Consider the following 20,094-nt stretch of genomic DNA (forward strand, 5'->3'; position numbering starts at 1 on the left):
CGCCTTCTTCCATCTTCATAATTACTTTCTGAGTCCAAGTCTTTCAATCAGAGCACGATATCTTTCGATTTCAGAATCTTTCAAATAACCGAGCAGACCACGTCTCTGACCAACCATTTTAAGAAGACCTCTTCTTGAGTGGTGGTCCTTCGGATTCTCTTTCAAGTGCTCAGTAAGCTCCTGAATTCTTGCAGTGAGAACTGCAACCTGAACTTCGGGTGAACCTGTATCACCTTCTGATCTTGCATATTCTTTGATAATTGCTGTTTTCTTTTCCTTTGAAATCATTTGATTTCCTCCTTCTTTTCATACACCGGATACTAAGAATGGGTCGGAGTCGTCCCTTATCTGAGCATCGGTACTATTTCATACTTTGCTATTTTACCACATTTTATTCTTCATGTAAATACCGAAAAATCTAATCTCTGGGCAAAACACGGACAACTTTCGCAGGTGTTCTGTAGTTATAGGTAGAAATCTTAATTCCCGTCTTAGGACTGCTGGCATGCACTACCTGACCGCCCCCGATATAGATTGCCACGTGATTGATATTTCCGCCTTTTGCATAGAAAATCAAGTCCCCCGGCTGAGCCTGAGACATCGTAATCTTCGTTCCTGCTCCCGCCTGAGAACCGGAGTTTCTCGGAAGTGAGATTCCGAAATTCTTAAACACACTTAAAACAAATCCTGAACAGTCTGCTCCCTTAGTCAAACTCGTTCCGCCCCATACATAAGGATTCCCCACAAATTGCTTCGCATACTGACATAAATCCACACGAATATCGGATACACCCTGCCCGTATAGCAGCTCTGTCATCGTAATAGCCGTTCCCAGTTTTTCTTCAATCTTCACATATTCCGATGCTATATAATTTTCTTCATCGTCTATTAAAATTTTCACCCAATCGCCGTTCATTTCTACGACATCCAACTCTTCTCCCTTTGGAACCATCGTAACCACTTCGGAGTCCGTATTGGGTTCTTCTCTTACCTTTAAGCTATCGGTATTGACTACTGCAACAACTGCCATCGCTTCATTAGCCCGCTTTTTCGCATTCCAACCGTCTAATAAAAATTCTCCCTTTACATAGCCCTCTACTTTTCCCGAACGAACAAGTGCCCATTCACCATCTCTCTCTATAATTTCACAAGCTGCATTTCTTGGAAGCTTCCCTACCAGCTTACCATCCTCTGCCGCAGTCTGCCTTATATTCAAATTATTATCCACATTCGAAATGCCGAGATTCGTATATCCCCACAGAGAGCCTTCCGCTTCGCTTGCAGTCTCGATATACTCTACCCTGGTCTTCTCCGATTCCAGCAAGGTGGCTGCTCCTATCGGTTGTGCTATCGATTCCTTAATGGAGTCCATTCTTATATTGCTAACTACCGGCATCACTGCCTCATTACCAACAAGACTTGCCGTATCCAGAACCGTCTCCGCCTGAGCCGGAGCAAGAAACTTCTCCAGTACCCCTTGATTCTCCACCGCATACACCGGAAGATTCTGTAAAAGAATTAAACCAGTTATGCACATCCCTGCCACGCCTGCCAATTGATATTTCATGAACGCCTCCAAAATATATTACAAAATATATTACAAATTTATTACATATATTACAGGGTTATTATACCAATGGTCTTCTCTTCTGTCAAATAAAAAAAAGCGGAAATATTTGGAAAATTTCGCGCTTTTTTTCAACTTTTTATTTACATCTTCTTGAGGTGAAACATTCTTCCGTCTTCGATATCTCGTGCCATTTGCTCTTGTAAAGCTTCTTTTCCCTCGAACTTCTTTTCCTCTCTCTGAAAGGCGAGTAACCGCACCACTATCTCTTCCTCATAAATATCCTTATGGAAGTCATAAATATAAGTCTCCACTCCCAGTTGCCTTTCATCGCTCACTGTAGGCTTATATCCAATATTCGTTATTCCCTTATGCACTTCTCCACGAAGTAATACTTCTGAATAATACACCCCATTGGGCGGCAGCAGCTTACTCGCTGCAGGAAGAATATTCGCCGTAGGCATACCTATTGTTCGACCAAATCGATTGCCATGAGTCACTGTACCACTAATGCCATAAGGTGCACCCAAAAGTTCCGTTACCGTCTCCATATGCCCCTTTGCCAGCTCCTTCCGCACATAAGTGGAACTGATTTCTTTTCCATAGAAATATACCTTATCTATAATCTGAACTTCATATCCAAGTTCTCTCGCCAGTGCCTGGAGAAGTACATAGTTCCCAGCCCCTTTATCTCCAAAAGAAACATCAGGCCCCGCAGCAATATAACCGGCATGGAGCTTTTTCGCTAAAATGTCGGTTATAAATTCTTCGGGCGAAATGGAAGCACTCTGCACTGTTAACGGAAACTCTATCAGCACATCCACACCCATTTTCTCAAAAGCAAATCGTTTCTCCGCTCTGGTCATCAATTCTTTTTCTTCTGTTCTCCCGAAGAACACAGAAGGAGGAGGATCAAAAGTAAATACAACTGCCTTCATCCCCTGTTCTTTTTGTTCTAATATGTGATGCAGCAATTTCTGATGTCCTAAATGAATACCATCGAACTTACCAATAGAAACTGCACTTTTTTCTTCTAATTCAAATTCTGTTGTTCCGTGAATCACCCGCATGCTCTTCTATTTCTCCATAAAGTAACTGTTACTCCATAAACATTTTCACCGGTTTAAACCGTTTCTCATAAGAACTATATGCAAAGATACCATAGAAACGATTATCCTGACTATATACTCTGACAGACTCCCCATCGATACAGGCACCGCTTTCCATTATCATATCTTCATAAAAAGCATTACCATTATCTATTAATTTGCGGAACCTGTCATCTACCGTTACTTTCCGGTAATCGGCAAAAATCCTCTCCACCGGAAGAATATGTCCATCTATCGTTCCCTCTTTTACCATCTGCTCTACCTCGGACAAAGGTAACGCTTCCTCCATGAGAAATTCTCCTACACGGCTGCGCTCTAAATGGGTCATAACCGCACCACAACCGAGTTCTTGTCCAATATCATGACATAGTGTACGAATATATGTACCCTTCGAACAACCGACTACCATAGCTATTTCAGGGAGCGCAAGTTCCTCGATATGAATGTATTCAATATGTACCTGTCGTGACTTCCGTTCGATTTCCTTACCTTCTCTGGCCAGTTGGTAAAGTCTTTTTCCATCTACCTTAATAGCGGAATACATGGGGGGAACTTGGTCATAATCGCCAAGAAAGGAGTGAATCACCGCTGTAACTTGTGCTTCGGTAACCGTTACAGGACTTTGTGTCAGCACTTGCCCGGAACTATCTTGTGTGTCCGTTGTTCTTCCAAGTAAAAAGCGTACGCGGTATTCCTTACTCTTATCCGTAAGCATATCACAAAGCTTCGTTGCGCTTCCCAGACAGACAGGGAGTACCCCTACCGCATCCGGGTCTAAAGTACCTGTATGTCCGATCTTTTTCTGCTTTAAAATTCCCCGAAGCTTCGCTACTACATCGTGAGAAGTGAAGCCAGCCTCTTTATAGATATTGATAATTCCGTTATACATTCCCTACTCCCATCTGCGTAACTGTGAGGGGACTAAACAGTTGCATTTTGCTTTAATTGATTTTCAATATGTAGCGACAGATTATTCACCACATCATGAAAATTACCATTCATCGTACAGCCCGATGCCCGCACATGACCGCCGCCGCCAAAAAGTACTGCAATCTTCGCCACATCCACCAAGCCCTTAGAACGAAGGCTTACTTTATATTCCATCGTACCCGTCTGATACATGAAAATCGTACATTCAACGCCTTTTGTCATATTCAATTGGCTGACAATTCCTTCTAAGTCCTTAGTGCTTGCCTGGTAGAAATCGAGAGTCCTTTGATGAATCGCACTGACAATGCACTTACCATCCATAAACTGTATACTCTCTAACAAAGCACGGCCAAGTAAAAGAGTCTGCACATAGGTTTTTTCATAAAAAGTTTTTTCTATAATTTCCGAAAAATCAAAACCGTAAGAAATTAACTTTCCTGCGGTTATAAGAGTTTCAGGGGTAGTATTAGAATATTTTAAAACACCGGTATCATGAATAATGCCAATATAAATTGCTTTGGCGATCTCTGCATCTATCTTATCCTCTTCCAACACTCGATACACCAATTCTGCGGTGGAACTGGCCTGCGGGTCGATGTAATTCACATCCCCGCTTCCAGTATTGCTTATATGATGATCGATATTAATCTTCTTTACCGCCCGGTCAAAGAATTTCTCTGCTTCACCCATCCGTTCCTTTCCCGTATCGAGAGCAATAAAAACATCAAATCTATCCACATCCGTTTTAAAATCAGTGCGGATTTCCTTTATATCCCGAATACACTCGAACACCGATGGCGGTTCTTCCAAAAAGACCTCTATTACCGCATCCTTATATTCTTTTTTCAAATACATATATAATGACATACAGGAGCCGACACAATCTCCATCCGGCCTGATATGCCCGCTGATTCCAATGGTTGCTGCTCCCTGCAATTCGTCTGAAATCCTCATCGTCTGCTCCCTTTCCCCGTTATCGATATACTACTATTTATTCTTTATTATTCTTATTCACATCATCGATTAACTTCGACATATTTACGCCATAAGCGATAGACTGATCAATAATAAATGTAATCTCCGGTGTATTTCTTAAATTGATTTCTTTCGCAAGCTGACTCTTAATATAACCGGAGGCGCTTCGTAAACCAGCCAAGGTATCTTTCTGTGCCTGTTCTTCTCCAAGAACGCTAATCCATGCCTTACATGTCTTAAGGTCAGGAGACACCTCCACCGATACGACCGAGGTAAGCGGGCTGATACGCGGGTCTTTAATTCCGCCGCGTATAATCTCAGCCAGAGCTTTTTGTACCTCTCCGTTTACTCGCGTATTTTTTACACTATTTTTTCTCAAATGAATACCCATACCTTTCCTTGCAGGCTTACGCAGGCAAGGTTCTTATCTGGGCACCTCTACCATCGTATAAGCCTCAACAATATCAAATTCCTGTATCTGATCAAATCCGTCAAATACAAGACCACATTCAAATCCTGCTTTCACTTCTTTAACATCGTCCTTAAATCTCTTAAGGGAAGCCAATTCACCTTCAAAGATCAGCTCGCCTTCTCTCGTAACACGAACCTTACTGTCTCTTTTGAACATACCGTCAAGCACATAGGAACCAGCGATATTACCGATAGCAGATGCCTTGAATATCTGGCGTACTTCCGCATGACCGATTACCTTTTCCTCGAATACAGGATCTAACATACCCTTCATCGCAGCCTCGATATCCTCAATCGCCTGATAAATTACTTTATACAGCCTAATATCAACGCCTTCTCTTTCCGAGATAGTCTTCGCCGTCGCATCCGGTCTTACGTTGAAGCCGATAATAATTGCTTGTGAAGCAGAAGCGAGGGATACGTCAGATTCATTGATAGCGCCTACGCCTCCGTGGATGCATTTTACAATCACTTCCTCGTTAGACAACTTCAAAAGACTTTGTTTTACCGCTTCCACACTTCCTTGTACGTCTGCCTTCACAATCAAGTTAAGCTCTTTTAAGTTACCCGCCTGAATCTTTGTAAAGAGATCATCGAGCGACATCTTAGCCTTAGTATCTTCCAGCATCTTTTCTTTATTCTGTGCGAGATAAGTTTCCGCATAAGATCTTGCAGTCTTATCGTTTTCATGCACAATAAATACTTCACCGGCACTCGGTACATCAGAAAGACCCAGAATCTCCACCGGCGTAGAAGGGGATGCTTCCTTCACTCTTCTTCCCTTGTCATCTATCATGGCTCTTACCTTACCATAACTTGCTCCTGCAGAAATGAAATCTCCTACACGAAGTGTACCCTTTTGTACGAGCACAGTAGCGACCGGTCCTCTTCCCTTATCCAGCTCAGCTTCAATAACGAGACCTCTTGCATGTCTTTCCGGATTCGCCTTAAGTTCCAGAATCTCTGAAGTGAGTACTATTGTTTCGAGTAAAGTATCGATTCCTTCTCCCGACTTCGCAGAAACAGGTACGAATTCCGTCGTTCCGCCCCAATCTACCGGAATAAGCTCATATTCTGTCATTTCTTGTTTTACGCGATCCATATTTGCACTCGGCTTATCAACTTTATTCACCGCAACGATAATCTCAATACCTGCCGCTTTCGCATGGTTAATCGCTTCCACCGTCTGAGGCATTACACCATCATCCGCTGCTACAACAAGAATGGCGATATCTGTGGAATTAGCTCCACGCATACGCATAGCCGTGAACGCTTCATGTCCCGGTGTATCGAGGAAAGTAATCTTCTGATCCCCTACGGTTACCATGTAAGCACCGATATGCTGTGTAATACCGCCTGCTTCTCTATTGGTAACATTAGTCTTACGAATCGCATCGAGTAAAGAAGTCTTACCATGGTCAACGTGACCCATAACACAAATAACCGGAGGTCTTGTTGTCAATTCTTCTTCGATCTCATCTTCCTCTTTCAAAAGCTCCTCAATAACATCGACCTTAATTTCTTTTTCACAGATAATGTCATACTCAATCGCAATGTTCTCCGCTTCTTCATATGAAATCTCTGAATTCACCGTAACGATCTGTCCCTGTAAGAACAATTTTTTAATGATGATCGAAGGCTGAAGCTTCATCTTATCCGCCAGTTCCTTAATTGTAAGGAAATCTGATATCGTAATTACTTTAATCCGTTCTTCTTTTGTTTCTTCCATCTTCTTCTCTGGTTTGATAAATCTTCCGGCTTTATTCTGCGCCTTAACGTCCTCTTCATACATCAGGTCTTTTCCAGAGCGTTTATCCCTCTCCTGACCGATCCTGCGCTTTTCTTCATCTCTGCTATGCTTCTTAGGTTCCTTTACCGGGCTTTCCGCAGCAAACCCTTTACCAGGCATAGGTTTTCTGAAACGATTGTCCGGCCCCGCATTGCCTCTGTTATTTCCATCATTATTGTTATAAGGCCTGCTGCCATTCTGATTAGAAGAATAACCGCGCCTATCATTCTGACCCGCCTGATTCCTTTCAAAAGGAGGTCTCGCTGGTCTATTGTTGTTGTACGGGCGATTATTATTATCCGGTCTCGTTCCATCCGTTCTATTGTTATTGTACGGACGATTATTATTATCTGACCTCGTTCCATCCGTCCTATTATTGTTGTATGGACGATTATTATTATCCGATCTCGTTCCATCCGTCCTATTATTGTTGTATGGACGATTGTTATTATTGCTTCTCGTTCCATCCGTCCTATTGTTGTTATATGGACGATTATTGTCGCCGCTTCTACCGCCATCCGGCCTGTTATTTCCGTACGGGCGAGTATTATCACCACCGTCTGTTCTATTATTATTGTACGGACGATTATTGTTATCGCTTCTATTTCTACTATTCCCATCGGCTCTGTTATTGTTATATGTGCCGCGGTTATTATCGCCGTTTGCATTATAATTGGATCTGGCCGGTTGTGCAGTCCTTGTCTGAGCAGGTGCTGAACTTCTGGTTCCTTCAGCAGGAGTCTGTACCTTTTCCTCTACTGTATTTCTCGCTAAAGCTTCTTCCTTCATGGCAGGCTTCGCCTCTTTCTTTGGCATATTATTGGAAGCCGGCACCATCGTTACGGGCGGCGTAGGGGAGGGAGGAGTCAACGGTCTTACCGGACGATAAGGCTCCGGCGCATTATTATTCCTCCTCTGATTGGAATTTCTCTGTTGTGCAGCCGGTCTTCTATCATTACCCTGATTTTGACCGTGCCCCTGCTGGGAAGATTTCTGTCCCGGCATCTTGCTGTTATGAGGATTGCTCACAAAGATAATTTTCTTCTTTTTCTTCGGCTCATCCGCTGTTTCTTGTTCCGCTCTTACCTCTTCTTTATTCGGCTTTACCATTTCCTGTTTTGTAATTTCCGGTTTCGTCGTTCCTGCCCCCTCTTTCCCAAATTGTTTTCTTACCATTACAACCGCATCCTCTTCCAAAGAACTCTGCGGTGCTTTTACTTCAATACCCTTGCCCTGTAAAAAAGCAATTACTTCTTTGCTCTGTTTATCTAATTCTTTCGCCAATTCATGTACTTTTATTTTCGCCATGCTCACTACCTCCGTTATATTCTTCCGATGCTTTTAAATGTTTCTTTATGGATTCTGCAAATCCGTTATCCGTTACCGCTAATGAAGATCGCATTTCTTTCCCCATGGCGTGCCCCAGTTCTTCTTTCGTTCCATATTGAAAAAATGGCACATTATAAAAGTCACACATATTGCGAAACATTTTGTTGGTATTGCCGGAAGCATCTGTGCTTATAATTACAAGCTCTGCACTTCCTGTCTTCACTGCTTTTTCTGTGGATAATTCTCCGCTCACTACATTTCGGGAGCGGGCAGCAAGGCCAAGTAATGAATACACCTTATTCATTTTCCTTTAACTCCTTCTCAAGCCTCTCATATACTTCATCCGGGATGCTCATTTTGAAAGAACGTTCCAGACCTTTATTCTTTCTTGCCTTTTTCAAGCATTCTTCCGAAATACAAATATAAGCGCCTCTTCCGTTCTTTTTACCTGTTACGTCAAGAACAATGCCTTCGTCCGCAGTCTTGAGTACGCGTATCATTTCCTTCTTGCTTTTCATCTGCGCGCAACCGACACATTGTCTTAAAGGGATTTTCTTTGCCATTCTCTGCCCTTTCCCTAATTTATTATTCTTCCAAAGCTTCCTCAGAATACTCTGGTGAAGGTTCCTGCAACATACCTTCTCCCTCTACATATTCCTCGTTGCTTTCATACTCTTCATCATATTCCTCATCATACTCATCGTATTCATCCTCATAATCTTCATAACGGAATCCCGGAGCATCTTTCGCCTGCGTCTCACTCTTAATATCTATCTTATAGCCGGTAAGTCTTGCCGCAAGTCTTGCATTTTGTCCTTCCTTACCGATTGCAAGAGACAATTGATAGTCAGGTACTACAACTTTCGCTGTCTTTTCGTCCGGGTCTGCGAACACTGCAACTATTTTCGCAGGTGAAAGTGCATTTTGAATGAGATTACCCGGATTCTCATCCCAATTGATAATATCGATTTTCTCTCCGCGAAGCTCTTCCACAATGGTATTCACCCTGGTGCCGTTAATACCGACACATGCTCCTACCGCATCCACGTTCGGATTGTTAGACCAAACTGCCATCTTCGTTCTGCTTCCTGCTTCCCTTGCAATACTCTTAATCTCAACCGTACCGTCCTTAATCTCAGTCACTTCCGATTCAAACAGACGCTTTACCAATTCCGGATGTGTACGGCTAACCATGATTCTCGGCCCCTTAGGAGTGTTCTTTACTTCGAGAATATACAACTTCACACGTTCTGTGGGCTTAAATACTTCTCCCTTTACCTGCTCACTTTCGTTTAATATTCCATCTGCTTTTCCCAGATTAATACTAATGTTCTTTCCTACATAGCGCTGTACAATACCTGTTACTACATCTTTTTCTTTTTCATAATACTGATTGTAGATAACACTTCTTTCTTCTTCTCTTATCTTTTGCAAGATAACGTTCTTAGCATTCTGTGTTGCAATACGTCCGAATTCTTTGGACTTTATTTCTACATGGAGTAAATCACCAAGCTGCGCTCTGTGGGAAATCTCTTTCGCATCAGTAAGGGAAATCTGGCAGCAGTCATCTTCCACCTCTTCCACTACTTCCTTTTCCGCATAGCATAGAAAATCACAGGTCTCTCTGTTGATTTCAACCTTGATATTGTCCGATTTACCAAAATGATTTTTGCAGGCTGTAATCAATGAATTCTCAATAGCATCAAATAAGGTCTCTTTACTGATTTCTTTTTCTTTCTCCAGAATATCTAATGCTTCCATTAATTCTTTGTTCATTTTTCCTTTTTCCTTTCTGCTTATCTCGTGTTGAGATTATCCTCTCTAAAAATCAAGCGCCAGCCTGATAAGTGCAATGTCTGTTCTTGCAAAAATCAGTTCTTCTTTTTCATCTTCTATCGTTATGGAACTCTCATCAAATGCCTTTAATTTCCCCCTGAATTCCTTACATTTATCAATTGCCTTATATGTCTTGATTTCCACTTCTTCACCGATACTCTTCGTTAAATGTTTATCTTTTTTCAAGGTTCTTCCAAGTCCCGGACTGCTTACTTCTAAAATATAAGCATCAGCAATAAAATCTTTCTCGTCCAGAGCCTCTGATAACGCCCTGCTCACCGTCTCACAGTCATTGATGTTTACCCCCTCCGGCTTATCGATATAAACGCGCAAATAAAAGTCGCTGCCTTCCTTCACATATTCTACATCATAAATTTCAACCTCTGCTGCTTCCACTATCGGATGAAGCAGTTCTTCCGTCCTGTTCTCGTATGTTTCTTTCCTGGACATCGATGCACCCGTTCCTTTCCATCATCTCATCGCTACTCGCAAAAAGAGTGGACTCGCAAGTCCACTCCAATTAACAATAGCATTTATTCTCTTATACTATAACACTGTATACCTTTAATTGCAAGGCTTTTAGAAAAAATACTTAAAACAGCTCGTAGGGGACTCGAACCCCTGATTCCGCCGTGAGAGGGCGGCGTCTTAACCTCTTGACCAACGAGCCAGAACAAATTCGACACGAATTATTTTCGTTATTCTCTTGCCGACTTGCTTATTCTATTACAAAACTTATTAGATTGCAAGCACTTTTTTTATCTTTTTTGCATTTGTTCTTTATTTTTTCTTTCAATATCCGAAAAACGCCCATTTTCCGCCTTTATTTTACCAAATTATTAACAGTCTCTATGATAATACCCGCTTCAAAGGGCTTCGTAATGAAGTCGGAAGCACCTTCTTTAATTGCTTTTACCATCTTCTCTTTCTGACCGGCTGCTGTAATCATAACAATCTTCGCCTCTTTGTCTTCATTCCGGATACCTTCGAGCGCCTCGAGCCCGTTCATTACAGGCATCGTAATATCAAGCGTTACCAGATCCGGTTTAAGTTCTTTATACAAAGCAATCCCTTCTTCGCCATTGGACGCCTCGCCAACAACGGTGTGTCCTGCACCTTCCAACACTTCTCTCAAGATTTTACGGGATGTTCTCGAATCATCTACAATTAAAATATTTGCCATAATCTCATCCTCCTGCTGCCATTCATTATGCGGAAACTTCAAGCTCAGTGTCTACTGAGATGAAGATTTCTACCATGTAGTTCTTAATACTTACGGGAATAACTAATGCTTTTTGTCCTGTTTTCACACAGCCCTTCTGATAGTAAGTAGGGGGAATCATATCCACCTGTATCCCTTCCGCACTAAGAGCGGATGCATACAGCCCATTAATACAGTTGATGAACTCACAAACAGAATCAAAAGCATAAATATCCATTTCTTCAAAAGATTCCCTGGCAAAGGTGCTTGCAATCGCCATAAGTCCGCACTCTTCTCCTGCCAATGCGAGAGCTATATTGCGTTCCCCCTCTACCTCCTGTAAAGCAATATCTTCAAACTCGTAATTATCCGCTTCTCTCGACGCACCAACAGAAATATTAGAATCGATTAAACGTACTATCGTACGAATAGCCACCCCTGCCAGTTCCCTGGCGAATCTGTTTTCACTCCTTACAAAAAGAGGAACGATACGATCCACATCGCCACTTTTCAAATCATCCATATCAGTAGGAGTGAATCCATTTTCCTTCTGATAGCTTTCCATTGCCTGTTCTATCTCTTCCAGCGTCATAAATCCCTTCTCCGTCACTGTCTGTATGAATATGAGATAAGGATTCCCTTGCTGCTTCAATAATCGTTCCACCTGATTCTCAGTCAGGTATCCTAACTCCACAGCAATATCACCAAAACGCTTGTCCTCTTGGGCCTGTCTCTTATTGATCTTATCTGCCTGCTCTTCGGTCAAAAGCTTCTCAGATACTGCAATAAGCCCCATTTTCACTCGCACATTCTTCTGTTCTTCTAATACTTCTTCCAGCTTTTGTGCAGAAATCAAATTCTTCTCTACCAAAAATTTCCCCAAAATCTGACTAAACATATGTACCCTCCATACAAGTTTTATCGTAATGCCAAAACTTTCCTTCAATTATATAACATTTAAGAGACAAAATCAAATAAACTTATTTGATTCGATTCCGGAAGATTTCCTAAAAGATTTAAGGTATCCATCAACTCCACCACCGTCTTGGAGACCTTCGTTCTCTGCCTAAAATCATCCTTTGATAAGAAAGGGCCGTTCTTAGCGGCTTCCACAATAGCATCCGCCGCCTTCTCGCCCAGACCATCGATACTATTTAAGGAGGGCATAATATCATCTCCTACAATTTGAAACAGTCTGGACTTAGCCGAGAAGATATCGATAGGAACGAACTTGAATCCTCTGGCATACATCTCCTGCACCAGCTTCATATCTTTATATGAGTCTTGCTCCTTTTTGGATAAGATATCGCTCCTCCTTCTATAGTCCTCCATCATCTTCTCCAAATGCTCTTTCCCCTGACACATCAGTTCGTAAGAAAATGCAGAGGCACGAATACTGAAAAAAGAAGCATAAAAAGCAAGGGGATAATTAATCTTGCAGTAAGCAATACGCCATGCCATCATAACATAGGCTGCCGCATGCGCCTTAGGGAACATATACTTAATCTTCTTACAAGACCAGATGTACCAATCCGGGACATTGGCCTCAACCATAGCAGCCTCCATCTTATCGGTCAGTCCTTTACCCTTACGCACACTCTCCATAATATTAAATGCAAGAGAGCTTTCCACTCCCATACTAATCAAATAAACCATAATATCATCTCGCGTACAGATGGCCGTAGAAATCGTTGCCGTTCCTTCTTGAATGAGGGTCTGTGCATTACCCAGCCATACGTCAGTACCATGGGCCAACCCTGCAATTCGAACCAAGTCAGAAAAAGCCTGGGGCTTCGTATCGATTAACATCTGCATCGCGAATTCTGTTCCGAACTCCGGTATTCCCAATGCTCCCAGCTTACAACCGCCAATTTCCTCCGGTGTAACACCGAGAGCACTCGTATTCTTAAACAGCGACATTACTTGCGGATCATCCAATGGTATGGCTACCGGATCGATACCTGTCAAATCTTGAAGCATACGAATCATGGTAGGATCGTCGTGCCCGAGAATATCCAGCTTTAATAAGTTATGATCGATGGAGTGATAATCGAAATGAGTGGTAATCGTATCCGTCGTCATATCGTTAGCCGGATGCTGCACCGGCGTAAAGGAATTGATATCTTCCCCTATAGGAAGTACGATAATTCCACCGGGATGCTGTCCGGTACTTCTTCGGATTCCCGTACACCCTACAACGATTCTATTAATTTCACAAGTGCGTTTTCTATGCCCTCTTTCTTCAAAATAGTTCTTAACATAACCAAAAGCAGTCTTATCCGCCAGCGTACCTATCGTTCCTGCCCGGTAAGTTTGTCCTGCACCGAAGATAACCTCCGTATACTTATGTGCTTTACTCTGGTACTCGCCGGAGAAGTTAAGATCGATATCCGGCTCCTTATCTCCTTTAAATCCAAGGAAGGTCTCGAAAGGAATATCAAAGCCATCCTTCTTCAAAGAAGCACCACAAACCGGACAGGGCTTATCAGGCATGTCACAACCTGCCCTTCCGAAATAAGCTTTCACTTCCTCCGAGTCAAAATCGTAATAATGGCATTCGCTGCAGTAGTAATGAGGACTTAGCGGATTTACTTCCGTAATTCCCGCCATGGTAGCTACGAAAGAGGACCCCACAGAGCCTCTCGAACCTACCAGATATCCATCTTCTACCGATTTCCAAACTAATTTCTGAGAGATAATATACATCACGGCAAATCCATTCGTTATAATGGAATTCAGCTCCCTCTCCAACCTTTTTTCTACAATTTCAGGCAGATTCTCGCCATAGATTTCATGCGCTTTATTATAACAGATATCTGTCAGCATTTTATCGCTGTCAGGGATGATAGGAGCACATTTATCCGGTCTTACCGGAGACATCGTTTCCACCATATCCGCAATCAGATTCGTGTTGGTAATAACGACCTCCTCCGCTTTATCGCTCCCCAGATAGGCGAACTCCTCCAACATTTCCTCCGTGGTGCGCAAGTAAAGGGGCGGCTGATCATCGGAATCAGCAAATCCTTTCCCCGCCATAATAATGCGACGATATACCTCTGCTTCCGGGTCGAGGAAGTGTACATCACAGGTCGCCACTACAGGTTTATCGAACTGCTCCCCCAATTCCACTATCTTTTTGTTAATTTCTATGATGTCTTCCATGGAATTAATATTTCTTATCCTATCGGATTCGATCATAAACTTATTGTTACCGAGAGGCTGTATTTCCAAATAATCATAGAAGTTAACGAGCCTTGCAATATCCGCATCCGACTTGCCGTCAAGAAGCGCCCGGTACAGTTCACCCGCTTCACAAGCACTACCTATAATCAGCCCTTCTCTATACTTTTGCAATAAGCTCTTCGGTACTCTCGGCCGTTTGCTATAATAAGTTAAATGAGACTCCGATACGAGACGGTATAGATTTATCCGCCCGGTATCATTCTTCGCAAGTATGATGGCATGATAGGACGGAAGTCTTTTCACAATATCCGTACTGGATGCACCGAGCTCATTCAGCTTATGAAGGGTATCTACTCCCTCCTCCTTTAACCTGGGAATAAACTTCGTAAATATTTCTGCGGTCGCTTCCGCATCATCTACCGCGCGGTGATGATTTTCCAAAGATATCCCGAGAGTCTTCGATACCGCATCCAGAGTATGCTTCGCCTGATGAGGCAGTAAGATTCTTGCAATTCCCACCGTATCCACATAAGTGAATTCTCTCTCCAGCCCAAGCCTTCTTGCATTTTCTATTACAAAACTCATATCGAAGCCCGCATTATGTGCTACCAATACCGCATCTGCACAAAAGTCTAAAAACTGCGGAAGTATCCGGTCGATCATAGGTGCATCGATTACCATATCATCGCTAATTCCTGTCAGCTTCTCAATTTCAAAAGGAATCGGAACGTCTGGATTCACAAACGCCGAATAACGCCCTGTAATCTGCCCCCCTTCTACCTTAACTGCACCAATTTCGATGATTTTATTATAAACCGGGGAGAAGCCTGTCGTTTCGATATCGAATACAACAAAAGAACCGTTAAAATCCTGCCCCTTATCCCCCGTTACAATTTCCTTCAAGTCATCCACCAAGTAAGCTTCCATTCCATAAATTACTTTGAAGAAATCCTGTTTATCCGGGTTAGATTCACCCGCTTCTTTTCTCCTTCCCTTCTCTGCCTTCCACAAATCCTCCCATACATGGTTGGCATCGGGAAAGGACTGCACCACCCCGTGATCGGTAATGGCAATAGCCGGATGCCCCCACTGATAAGCACGCTTTACAATATCCTTCGCCTCGGAAACACCATCCATATCGCTCATTTTCGTATGACAATGAAGCTCCACCCGCTTCCTTGCACTGGTATCCATCCTGGACGAAGTGAAATCAGGAATCTTTTTTACGCCGCTTATGGAGCCTATCGTCAATTCATTATCAAATTTATCTATAACCGCAACGCCTTTTAACTTAATAAAAGCACCTTTATTAATTCCGGAAGTTATTTCTTCCACCTGGTCGTTATGGACGAACATCTTCACGGTCATAGTATCGGAAAAGTCTGTAATATCGAAGAAAAGAATTGTTTTCTCATTCTTAATCTCCCGCTTATCCATATGAATGACTTTACCGCGTATTGTCACTTCTCCAATTTCTCCAATTACATCCTCGATATGCATCGCTTCCTCATCGAAATCTCGTCCATATAACACATCCGGATTATCAGAGCGTTTAATCGCACGCCTAAAGTCTCCCTTCTCACTATTCTTTCTTCCTCCGCGAAAATCGCTCCGAACTCCTGCTTCCTTAGACTTTACTACACCGCCCACTTTTTGTTTATCGGTATCCTCCCTTTTATCCTGAGTCTGAGCGGTTGCCGCGGGGGATGCTGTCTCTATAGTAGCAGGGGAATCGAATTCTTCATTGGAAACACCTGCTGCTCTGGCCGTAATATCCGCTACCTGCCTTGCAATCTTTAGATCATCATCCTCTTTATGTCGTCCGGCTTTCGCTTCCTTATAGGAAACCCCGACTTCTACTTGGAATTCAAACCGTTCATTATAGATCTTATCGATAATATGTATCAGTTCGTCCGCCTTGCTTCTGGCCGGCACGGAATCTTCTATGGTCAGCATTATTTTATTTTCCGACGGATAGCTGATATCCGCATTTTTAAAGAAATTGTATACCACCGGGCTATAAGCCCTTAGTTCCAGCAAAATACTATCTTTATAAATGTTCATAAATTTTTCCGGATTGTATTGAGCCGACAAATGATATTTCTCGTATATCTTTACCGTAATTTGAAAACTCGAAAAGAGTTGCTTTCGAATCGTTTCCTCCGCATTTAAAATGAACTCTTTATGAATGAGCCTATCGCTTACAATATAGATGCGAAGAAAATCCTTCCTTTTAGTGGCGGAGATTCTCTCTACCTCCACCTGCTCAAATAAGTTTCTTATCTTATCATCCAATTGTAATGAAGGAAATACATCAAAAAACTTTTTTCTCATCTCTTCTTCCTATTCCGGCTTCTTATCTCAGGCTGCACTAGTTCCAATGAAGAAGTTCTTCTCGTAATGTCTCAAGAAGCTGCTCCTCCGGCACCTTTCTAATAATTTCACCTTTTCTAATCAGCAAGCCTTCTCCCATACCTCCGGCAATGCCGATATCCGCTTCTCTCGCCTCGCCGGGGCCATTTACTGCACAGCCCATTACCGCCACTTTGATATCGAGGGGAATATCCTGTACCATTTCTTCTACCTGATTGGCGAGTTGTATTAGATCTATCTTCGTCCTTCCACAAGTCGGACAAGACACCACTTCGATTCCGCCTTTTCTAAGTCCCAGTGTGCGAAGAATCAATTTTGCCGACTTAATCTCCTCTACCGGATCGCCGGTAAGGGAGACGCGAATCGTATCGCCGATTCCCTGATATAACATAATGCCAAGCCCTACGCCCGACTTAATATTTCCCCCCAGCAAGGTGCCTGATTCCGTAATGCCCACATGAAGCGGGTAATTCGTCTGAGCCGCCAGGAGTTCATGAGCCCTTACGCACATAAGTACATCGGAGGATTTGATACTAATCACCAGATTATCATATCCCAAGTCCTCTATCATCTTCACTTTGTCCAAAGCACTCTCCACAATACCCTGCGCCGTAACTCCATTATATTTTTCGATCAAAGGTTTTTCCAAGGAACCGCTATTTACTCCAACACGGATAGGAATACTTCTTTCCTTCGCCATATTCACTACAGCAGCGACATTTTCCTTTTTTCCAATGTTTCCCGGATTAATTCTTATTTTATCAGCACCATTTTCCATAGATGCAATCGCCATTTTATAATCAAAGTGAATATCTGCAACGAGCGGAATAGATATTTGCTTCTTAATCTCTGCAATCGCATATGCTGCCTCCATGGTCGGAACCGTACAGCGGACAATCTCGCATCCTGCTTTTTCTAATCTATGTATTTGCTCCACCGTGGCCGCTATATCTTCCGTACTCGTATTTGTCATAGACTGGATTAAAATCGGATTCCCGCCTCCGATGACCCTGTCTCCTATTTTCACGATTCTTGTATGTTCTCTGTGCATAAATGCCTCCTCGCTGTCCATTTCCAGCTTCTTTCTCATGATGTAATGAAGTCTATCATACCCGTATTTTAGTGTCAAGGTTCGAGACTTTTCAGGTAGAAGGTTCTGCTTTTCTTCTCATTGGTACGAATTCTTACACATTCTACGGTAAGCTCATAGTCTTCCCCTCGCAAAAAATAGTCCGAAGGCACCTCCATCCTCATTGCTCCCTTGGGAGAATATTGTGCATCGTAGCGAATCAGTATCTTCTGCCCCTCCTCATTGCGAACTACAACGGGAAGCAACTCCTCTTTCGCATACACAGTATCAGGACTGGCAAAAAGATGGATACAAATTGCCACACACACTATCACTATGAGTCCTTTATTTCTCTTTGCCGATAAATATACCGCATTCAACTGTCGAATGTTCTTTCTGAAATGCTCATAGATCTTATCCCACACATATTTGCACAAACAAAGCAATAACACACCTCCCGCAATAACAACTACTCTTTCTCTATATCCTGTAATCTCAATAGTTTCTTTTATTCCGTCTTTTACATATCCACACAGATTCAAAAACATACCTCCCAATAAAAACAACAGCATATAATATAATCCTTCAACCACATTATATACATAGCGCCATCTCTTCTCCGATGTTCTCTGCCTTTTTAACGCTTCTTTCATCGGGGATATCCCTGCATATCGTTTTCCTTTCTCCGCCTGTGTGGATTTCTCTATTATTTTCTCAAGTCCGGCCGAAAGCGATGCATCGTAAAAACGGAGCGGCTGCACGATAAAAGGCGGGCAGGAAGGATCATTTCCGGTAAGCATATAATGTAACGTCATTCCCAACCCATACACATCGCTCTTTTCATCCGCTGTCTCCTTGCCAAGATAACCGAATTGTTCCGGTGCTCCATATCCATAAGTGCCGGTATATGGATGTTCCCTCCCCCGATGGTCACAATATTTCAATTGGGCACTCCCGAAATCAATCAGCTTAATCTTGCCTTCCGCGTTTATTATCACATTTGACGGCTTCATATCCTGATAAATAATGGGATCACTACTCCTATGCAGATATTCGAGCACTTCTGCAAGCTCTATCGCCCAGAAAACAGCCTGTTCACTATTCACCTTACCATATTTCTTTATATAGATATCCAAAGTTATCCCCTCGATATAATCCATTACGAGATACTTCCTCCCGTCAACCTCCATATAGTCGATAATACTCGGAAACGCCGGGTGATTTAGTTCTCTTAAGAAGCTAATCTCTTTCTCCAAGACATCCATCTCCCCCTCCTTATTATAAAACGCTTTCACTGCCCGGTAGCAATCCAGATTCCTATCGAATACTTTATAAACAATACCACTTCCTCCACTTCCCACAACTTCTATTACCTCATATTTCCCTCCTATTACTTCACCTTCTTTTATTTTGTCTTCTATTTCTTCCCTTATTTCCTTTCTTTTCATACCCGTTTCCCCTTTCTCCATTATTTGCATTAGGTTATTTCTTTTTCATTATTTTTTACCAGACCCTCACCCTGTTCGAATCACCACCGCTGAAATATTATCCATCTCCCCCTCTCTCTTCGAGTATTCAGCAATTTCCCTTAGCCTTCTCTCTATCTGCTCCTTAGAGGTTAAATATTCCGGGAGCAATGTCTCCATCATTTTCTCATCGGAAACAATATGGCGAAATCCATCCGAGCAAAGTAAAAAAGTATTCTTCCTCGTAAATCTTCCATAATGGCTATCCGGCTCCTTCCACACAAAACTGCCAATGCATTTAGTCAGAACCTGCTGCTGCGCTGCATGATCTCTCGTCAACTGCTTCATTCTCCCTTTTCTCCCCCTTCCTGCAATCCGGTAAGCCCTCGTATCACCACTATGCCATAGAAAATAATTCTTCCTATGAAAAAGAAGCATGGTAACAGTCGTTCCCATTTGTTCCTTATTTTCTTCCGAAAAATCCTTCATTTTTTGATTACAGGCATATAAACTTCTAATTCCGGATTTCCTTATTTTATTTTTACTCTTTCTCTTTTCCATCATAGGTATCGCCTCTTTATAGAACCACTCTGTCATCTGTTCTGCCACGAAACCACTAGCCAACTCTCCTTTCCACAGACCCCCAATGCCGTCACAGATAAGAGCGAACACAATTCGCTCTCCTTTTAGAAATACTTCCTGTAAGGAGATAGAATCCTGGTTAACAGGACATTTGCCCGTATCCCAATACACTTCTGTAAGAAAATTCATACTTATAACCATGCTCCTTTCAAAG

The 20,094-nt window shown here is 42.5% G+C and carries 17 protein-coding genes and 1 tRNA gene; all 18 read right to left on the minus strand.

Annotation, left to right across the window (positions count from 1 at the left end; translation table 11 throughout):
- Positions 1-21: 21 nt before the first annotated feature.
- Positions 22-288, minus strand: coding sequence for a 30S ribosomal protein S15 (gene rpsO, locus RBB56_RS01290; protein WP_306720590.1), 267 nt, complete (start codon positions 286-288; stop codon positions 22-24).
- 130 nt (positions 289-418) lie between these two features.
- Positions 419-1,567 (minus strand): C40 family peptidase, encoded by a 1,149-nt coding sequence (locus RBB56_RS01295; RefSeq protein ID WP_306720591.1) that lies wholly within the window; start codon positions 1,565-1,567, stop codon positions 419-421.
- 143 nt (positions 1,568-1,710) lie between these two features.
- Positions 1,711-2,637 carry a bifunctional riboflavin kinase/FAD synthetase gene (locus tag RBB56_RS01300; RefSeq protein WP_306720592.1) on the minus strand — a complete coding sequence of 309 codons (927 nt, stop codon included), beginning with the start codon at positions 2,635-2,637 and terminating at the stop codon, positions 1,711-1,713.
- A 28-nt stretch (positions 2,638-2,665) separates the two neighbouring features.
- Positions 2,666-3,565 carry a tRNA pseudouridine(55) synthase TruB gene (truB, locus tag RBB56_RS01305; RefSeq protein WP_306720593.1) on the minus strand — a complete coding sequence of 300 codons (900 nt, stop codon included), beginning with the start codon at positions 3,563-3,565 and terminating at the stop codon, positions 2,666-2,668.
- Positions 3,566-3,597: 32 nt separating this feature from the next.
- Entirely contained in the window at positions 3,598-4,560 is a 963-nt protein-coding gene (locus RBB56_RS01310; protein WP_306720594.1) for a DHH family phosphoesterase, read from the minus strand.
- 37 nt (positions 4,561-4,597) lie between these two features.
- On the minus strand, positions 4,598-4,960 hold the full coding sequence (gene rbfA, locus RBB56_RS01315; RefSeq protein ID WP_306722059.1) for a 30S ribosome-binding factor RbfA: 363 nt from the start codon (positions 4,958-4,960) through the stop codon (positions 4,598-4,600).
- A gap of 45 nt (positions 4,961-5,005) precedes the next feature.
- Positions 5,006-8,149 (minus strand): translation initiation factor IF-2, encoded by a 3,144-nt coding sequence (gene infB, locus RBB56_RS01320; protein ID WP_306720595.1) that lies wholly within the window; start codon positions 8,147-8,149, stop codon positions 5,006-5,008.
- The gene (locus tag RBB56_RS01325) at positions 8,127-8,474 is read right to left on the minus strand and encodes a L7Ae/L30e/S12e/Gadd45 family ribosomal protein (protein WP_306720596.1); all 348 of its coding nucleotides are present in this window, start codon (positions 8,472-8,474) and stop codon (positions 8,127-8,129) included. The genes infB and RBB56_RS01325 overlap by 23 nt, the downstream gene beginning before the upstream one ends.
- Positions 8,467-8,733 (minus strand): RNase P modulator RnpM, encoded by a 267-nt coding sequence (gene rnpM / locus RBB56_RS01330; RefSeq protein ID WP_306720597.1) that lies wholly within the window; start codon positions 8,731-8,733, stop codon positions 8,467-8,469. The genes RBB56_RS01325 and rnpM overlap by 8 nt, the downstream gene beginning before the upstream one ends.
- A 22-nt stretch (positions 8,734-8,755) precedes the next feature.
- On the minus strand, positions 8,756-9,946 hold the full coding sequence (gene nusA / locus RBB56_RS01335; protein WP_306720598.1) for a transcription termination factor NusA: 1,191 nt from the start codon (positions 9,944-9,946) through the stop codon (positions 8,756-8,758).
- A gap of 45 nt (positions 9,947-9,991) precedes the next feature.
- Positions 9,992-10,456: a ribosome maturation factor RimP gene (gene rimP, locus RBB56_RS01340; protein WP_306720599.1), complete on the minus strand. Its 465-nt coding sequence runs from the start codon at positions 10,454-10,456 to the stop codon at positions 9,992-9,994.
- Between the two features lie 148 nt (positions 10,457-10,604).
- A tRNA-Glu gene (locus tag RBB56_RS01345) sits at positions 10,605-10,676 on the minus strand.
- Between the two features lie 153 nt (positions 10,677-10,829).
- A complete protein-coding gene (locus tag RBB56_RS01350) occupies positions 10,830-11,189 on the minus strand; it encodes a response regulator (RefSeq protein ID WP_306720600.1) in 360 nt (119 codons plus the stop codon).
- Positions 11,190-11,214: 25 nt separating this feature from the next.
- The gene (locus RBB56_RS01355) at positions 11,215-12,105 is read right to left on the minus strand and encodes a chemotaxis protein CheX (protein WP_306720602.1); all 891 of its coding nucleotides are present in this window, start codon (positions 12,103-12,105) and stop codon (positions 11,215-11,217) included.
- A gap of 59 nt (positions 12,106-12,164) precedes the next feature.
- Complete coding sequence (locus RBB56_RS01360) at positions 12,165-16,724, minus strand: PolC-type DNA polymerase III (RefSeq protein WP_306720603.1); 4,560 nt, start codon at positions 16,722-16,724, stop codon at positions 12,165-12,167.
- A gap of 37 nt (positions 16,725-16,761) precedes the next feature.
- Positions 16,762-17,814 carry a flavodoxin-dependent (E)-4-hydroxy-3-methylbut-2-enyl-diphosphate synthase gene (gene ispG, locus RBB56_RS01365; RefSeq protein WP_306722060.1) on the minus strand — a complete coding sequence of 351 codons (1,053 nt, stop codon included), beginning with the start codon at positions 17,812-17,814 and terminating at the stop codon, positions 16,762-16,764.
- 74 nt (positions 17,815-17,888) lie between these two features.
- Positions 17,889-19,280 (minus strand): serine/threonine protein kinase, encoded by a 1,392-nt coding sequence (locus RBB56_RS01370; RefSeq protein ID WP_306720605.1) that lies wholly within the window; start codon positions 19,278-19,280, stop codon positions 17,889-17,891.
- 66 nt (positions 19,281-19,346) lie between these two features.
- On the minus strand, positions 19,347-20,069 hold the full coding sequence (locus RBB56_RS01375; RefSeq protein WP_306720607.1) for a PP2C family protein-serine/threonine phosphatase: 723 nt from the start codon (positions 20,067-20,069) through the stop codon (positions 19,347-19,349).
- Positions 20,070-20,094: the final 25 nt, after the last annotated feature.

This window comes from Kineothrix sp. MB12-C1, from assembly GCF_030863805.1.
Taxonomy (GTDB): Bacteria; Bacillota; Clostridia; order Lachnospirales; family Lachnospiraceae; genus Kineothrix.

What these genes read in the sequence shown, in the direction of transcription:
- RBB56_RS01360 (WP_306720603.1), bottom strand. Translation starts at nt 16,724, where the DNA reads ATGAGAAAAAAGTTTTTTGATGTATTTCCTTCATTACAATTGGATGAT.
- RBB56_RS01355 (WP_306720602.1), bottom strand. Translation starts at nt 12,105, where the DNA reads ATGTTTAGTCAGATTTTGGGGAAATTTTTGGTAGAGAAGAATTTGATT.
- RBB56_RS01325 (WP_306720596.1), bottom strand. Translation starts at nt 8,474, where the DNA reads ATGAATAAGGTGTATTCATTACTTGGCCTTGCTGCCCGCTCCCGAAAT.
- truB (WP_306720593.1), bottom strand. Translation starts at nt 3,565, where the DNA reads ATGTATAACGGAATTATCAATATCTATAAAGAGGCTGGCTTCACTTCT.
- ispG (WP_306722060.1), bottom strand. Translation starts at nt 17,814, where the DNA reads ATGCACAGAGAACATACAAGAATCGTGAAAATAGGAGACAGGGTCATC.
- RBB56_RS01295 (WP_306720591.1), bottom strand. Translation starts at nt 1,567, where the DNA reads ATGAAATATCAATTGGCAGGCGTGGCAGGGATGTGCATAACTGGTTTA.
- RBB56_RS01370 (WP_306720605.1), bottom strand. Translation starts at nt 19,280, where the DNA reads ATGAAAAGAAAGGAAATAAGGGAAGAAATAGAAGACAAAATAAAAGAA.
- RBB56_RS01310 (WP_306720594.1), bottom strand. Translation starts at nt 4,560, where the DNA reads ATGAGGATTTCAGACGAATTGCAGGGAGCAGCAACCATTGGAATCAGC.
- rpsO (WP_306720590.1), bottom strand. Translation starts at nt 288, where the DNA reads ATGATTTCAAAGGAAAAGAAAACAGCAATTATCAAAGAATATGCAAGA.
- rnpM (WP_306720597.1), bottom strand. Translation starts at nt 8,733, where the DNA reads ATGGCAAAGAAAATCCCTTTAAGACAATGTGTCGGTTGCGCGCAGATG.
- nusA (WP_306720598.1), bottom strand. Translation starts at nt 9,946, where the DNA reads ATGAACAAAGAATTAATGGAAGCATTAGATATTCTGGAGAAAGAAAAA.
- RBB56_RS01350 (WP_306720600.1), bottom strand. Translation starts at nt 11,189, where the DNA reads ATGGCAAATATTTTAATTGTAGATGATTCGAGAACATCCCGTAAAATC.
- RBB56_RS01375 (WP_306720607.1), bottom strand. Translation starts at nt 20,069, where the DNA reads ATGAATTTTCTTACAGAAGTGTATTGGGATACGGGCAAATGTCCTGTT.
- infB (WP_306720595.1), bottom strand. Translation starts at nt 8,149, where the DNA reads ATGGCGAAAATAAAAGTACATGAATTGGCGAAAGAATTAGATAAACAG.
- rimP (WP_306720599.1), bottom strand. Translation starts at nt 10,456, where the DNA reads ATGTCCAGGAAAGAAACATACGAGAACAGGACGGAAGAACTGCTTCAT.
- RBB56_RS01300 (WP_306720592.1), bottom strand. Translation starts at nt 2,637, where the DNA reads ATGCGGGTGATTCACGGAACAACAGAATTTGAATTAGAAGAAAAAAGT.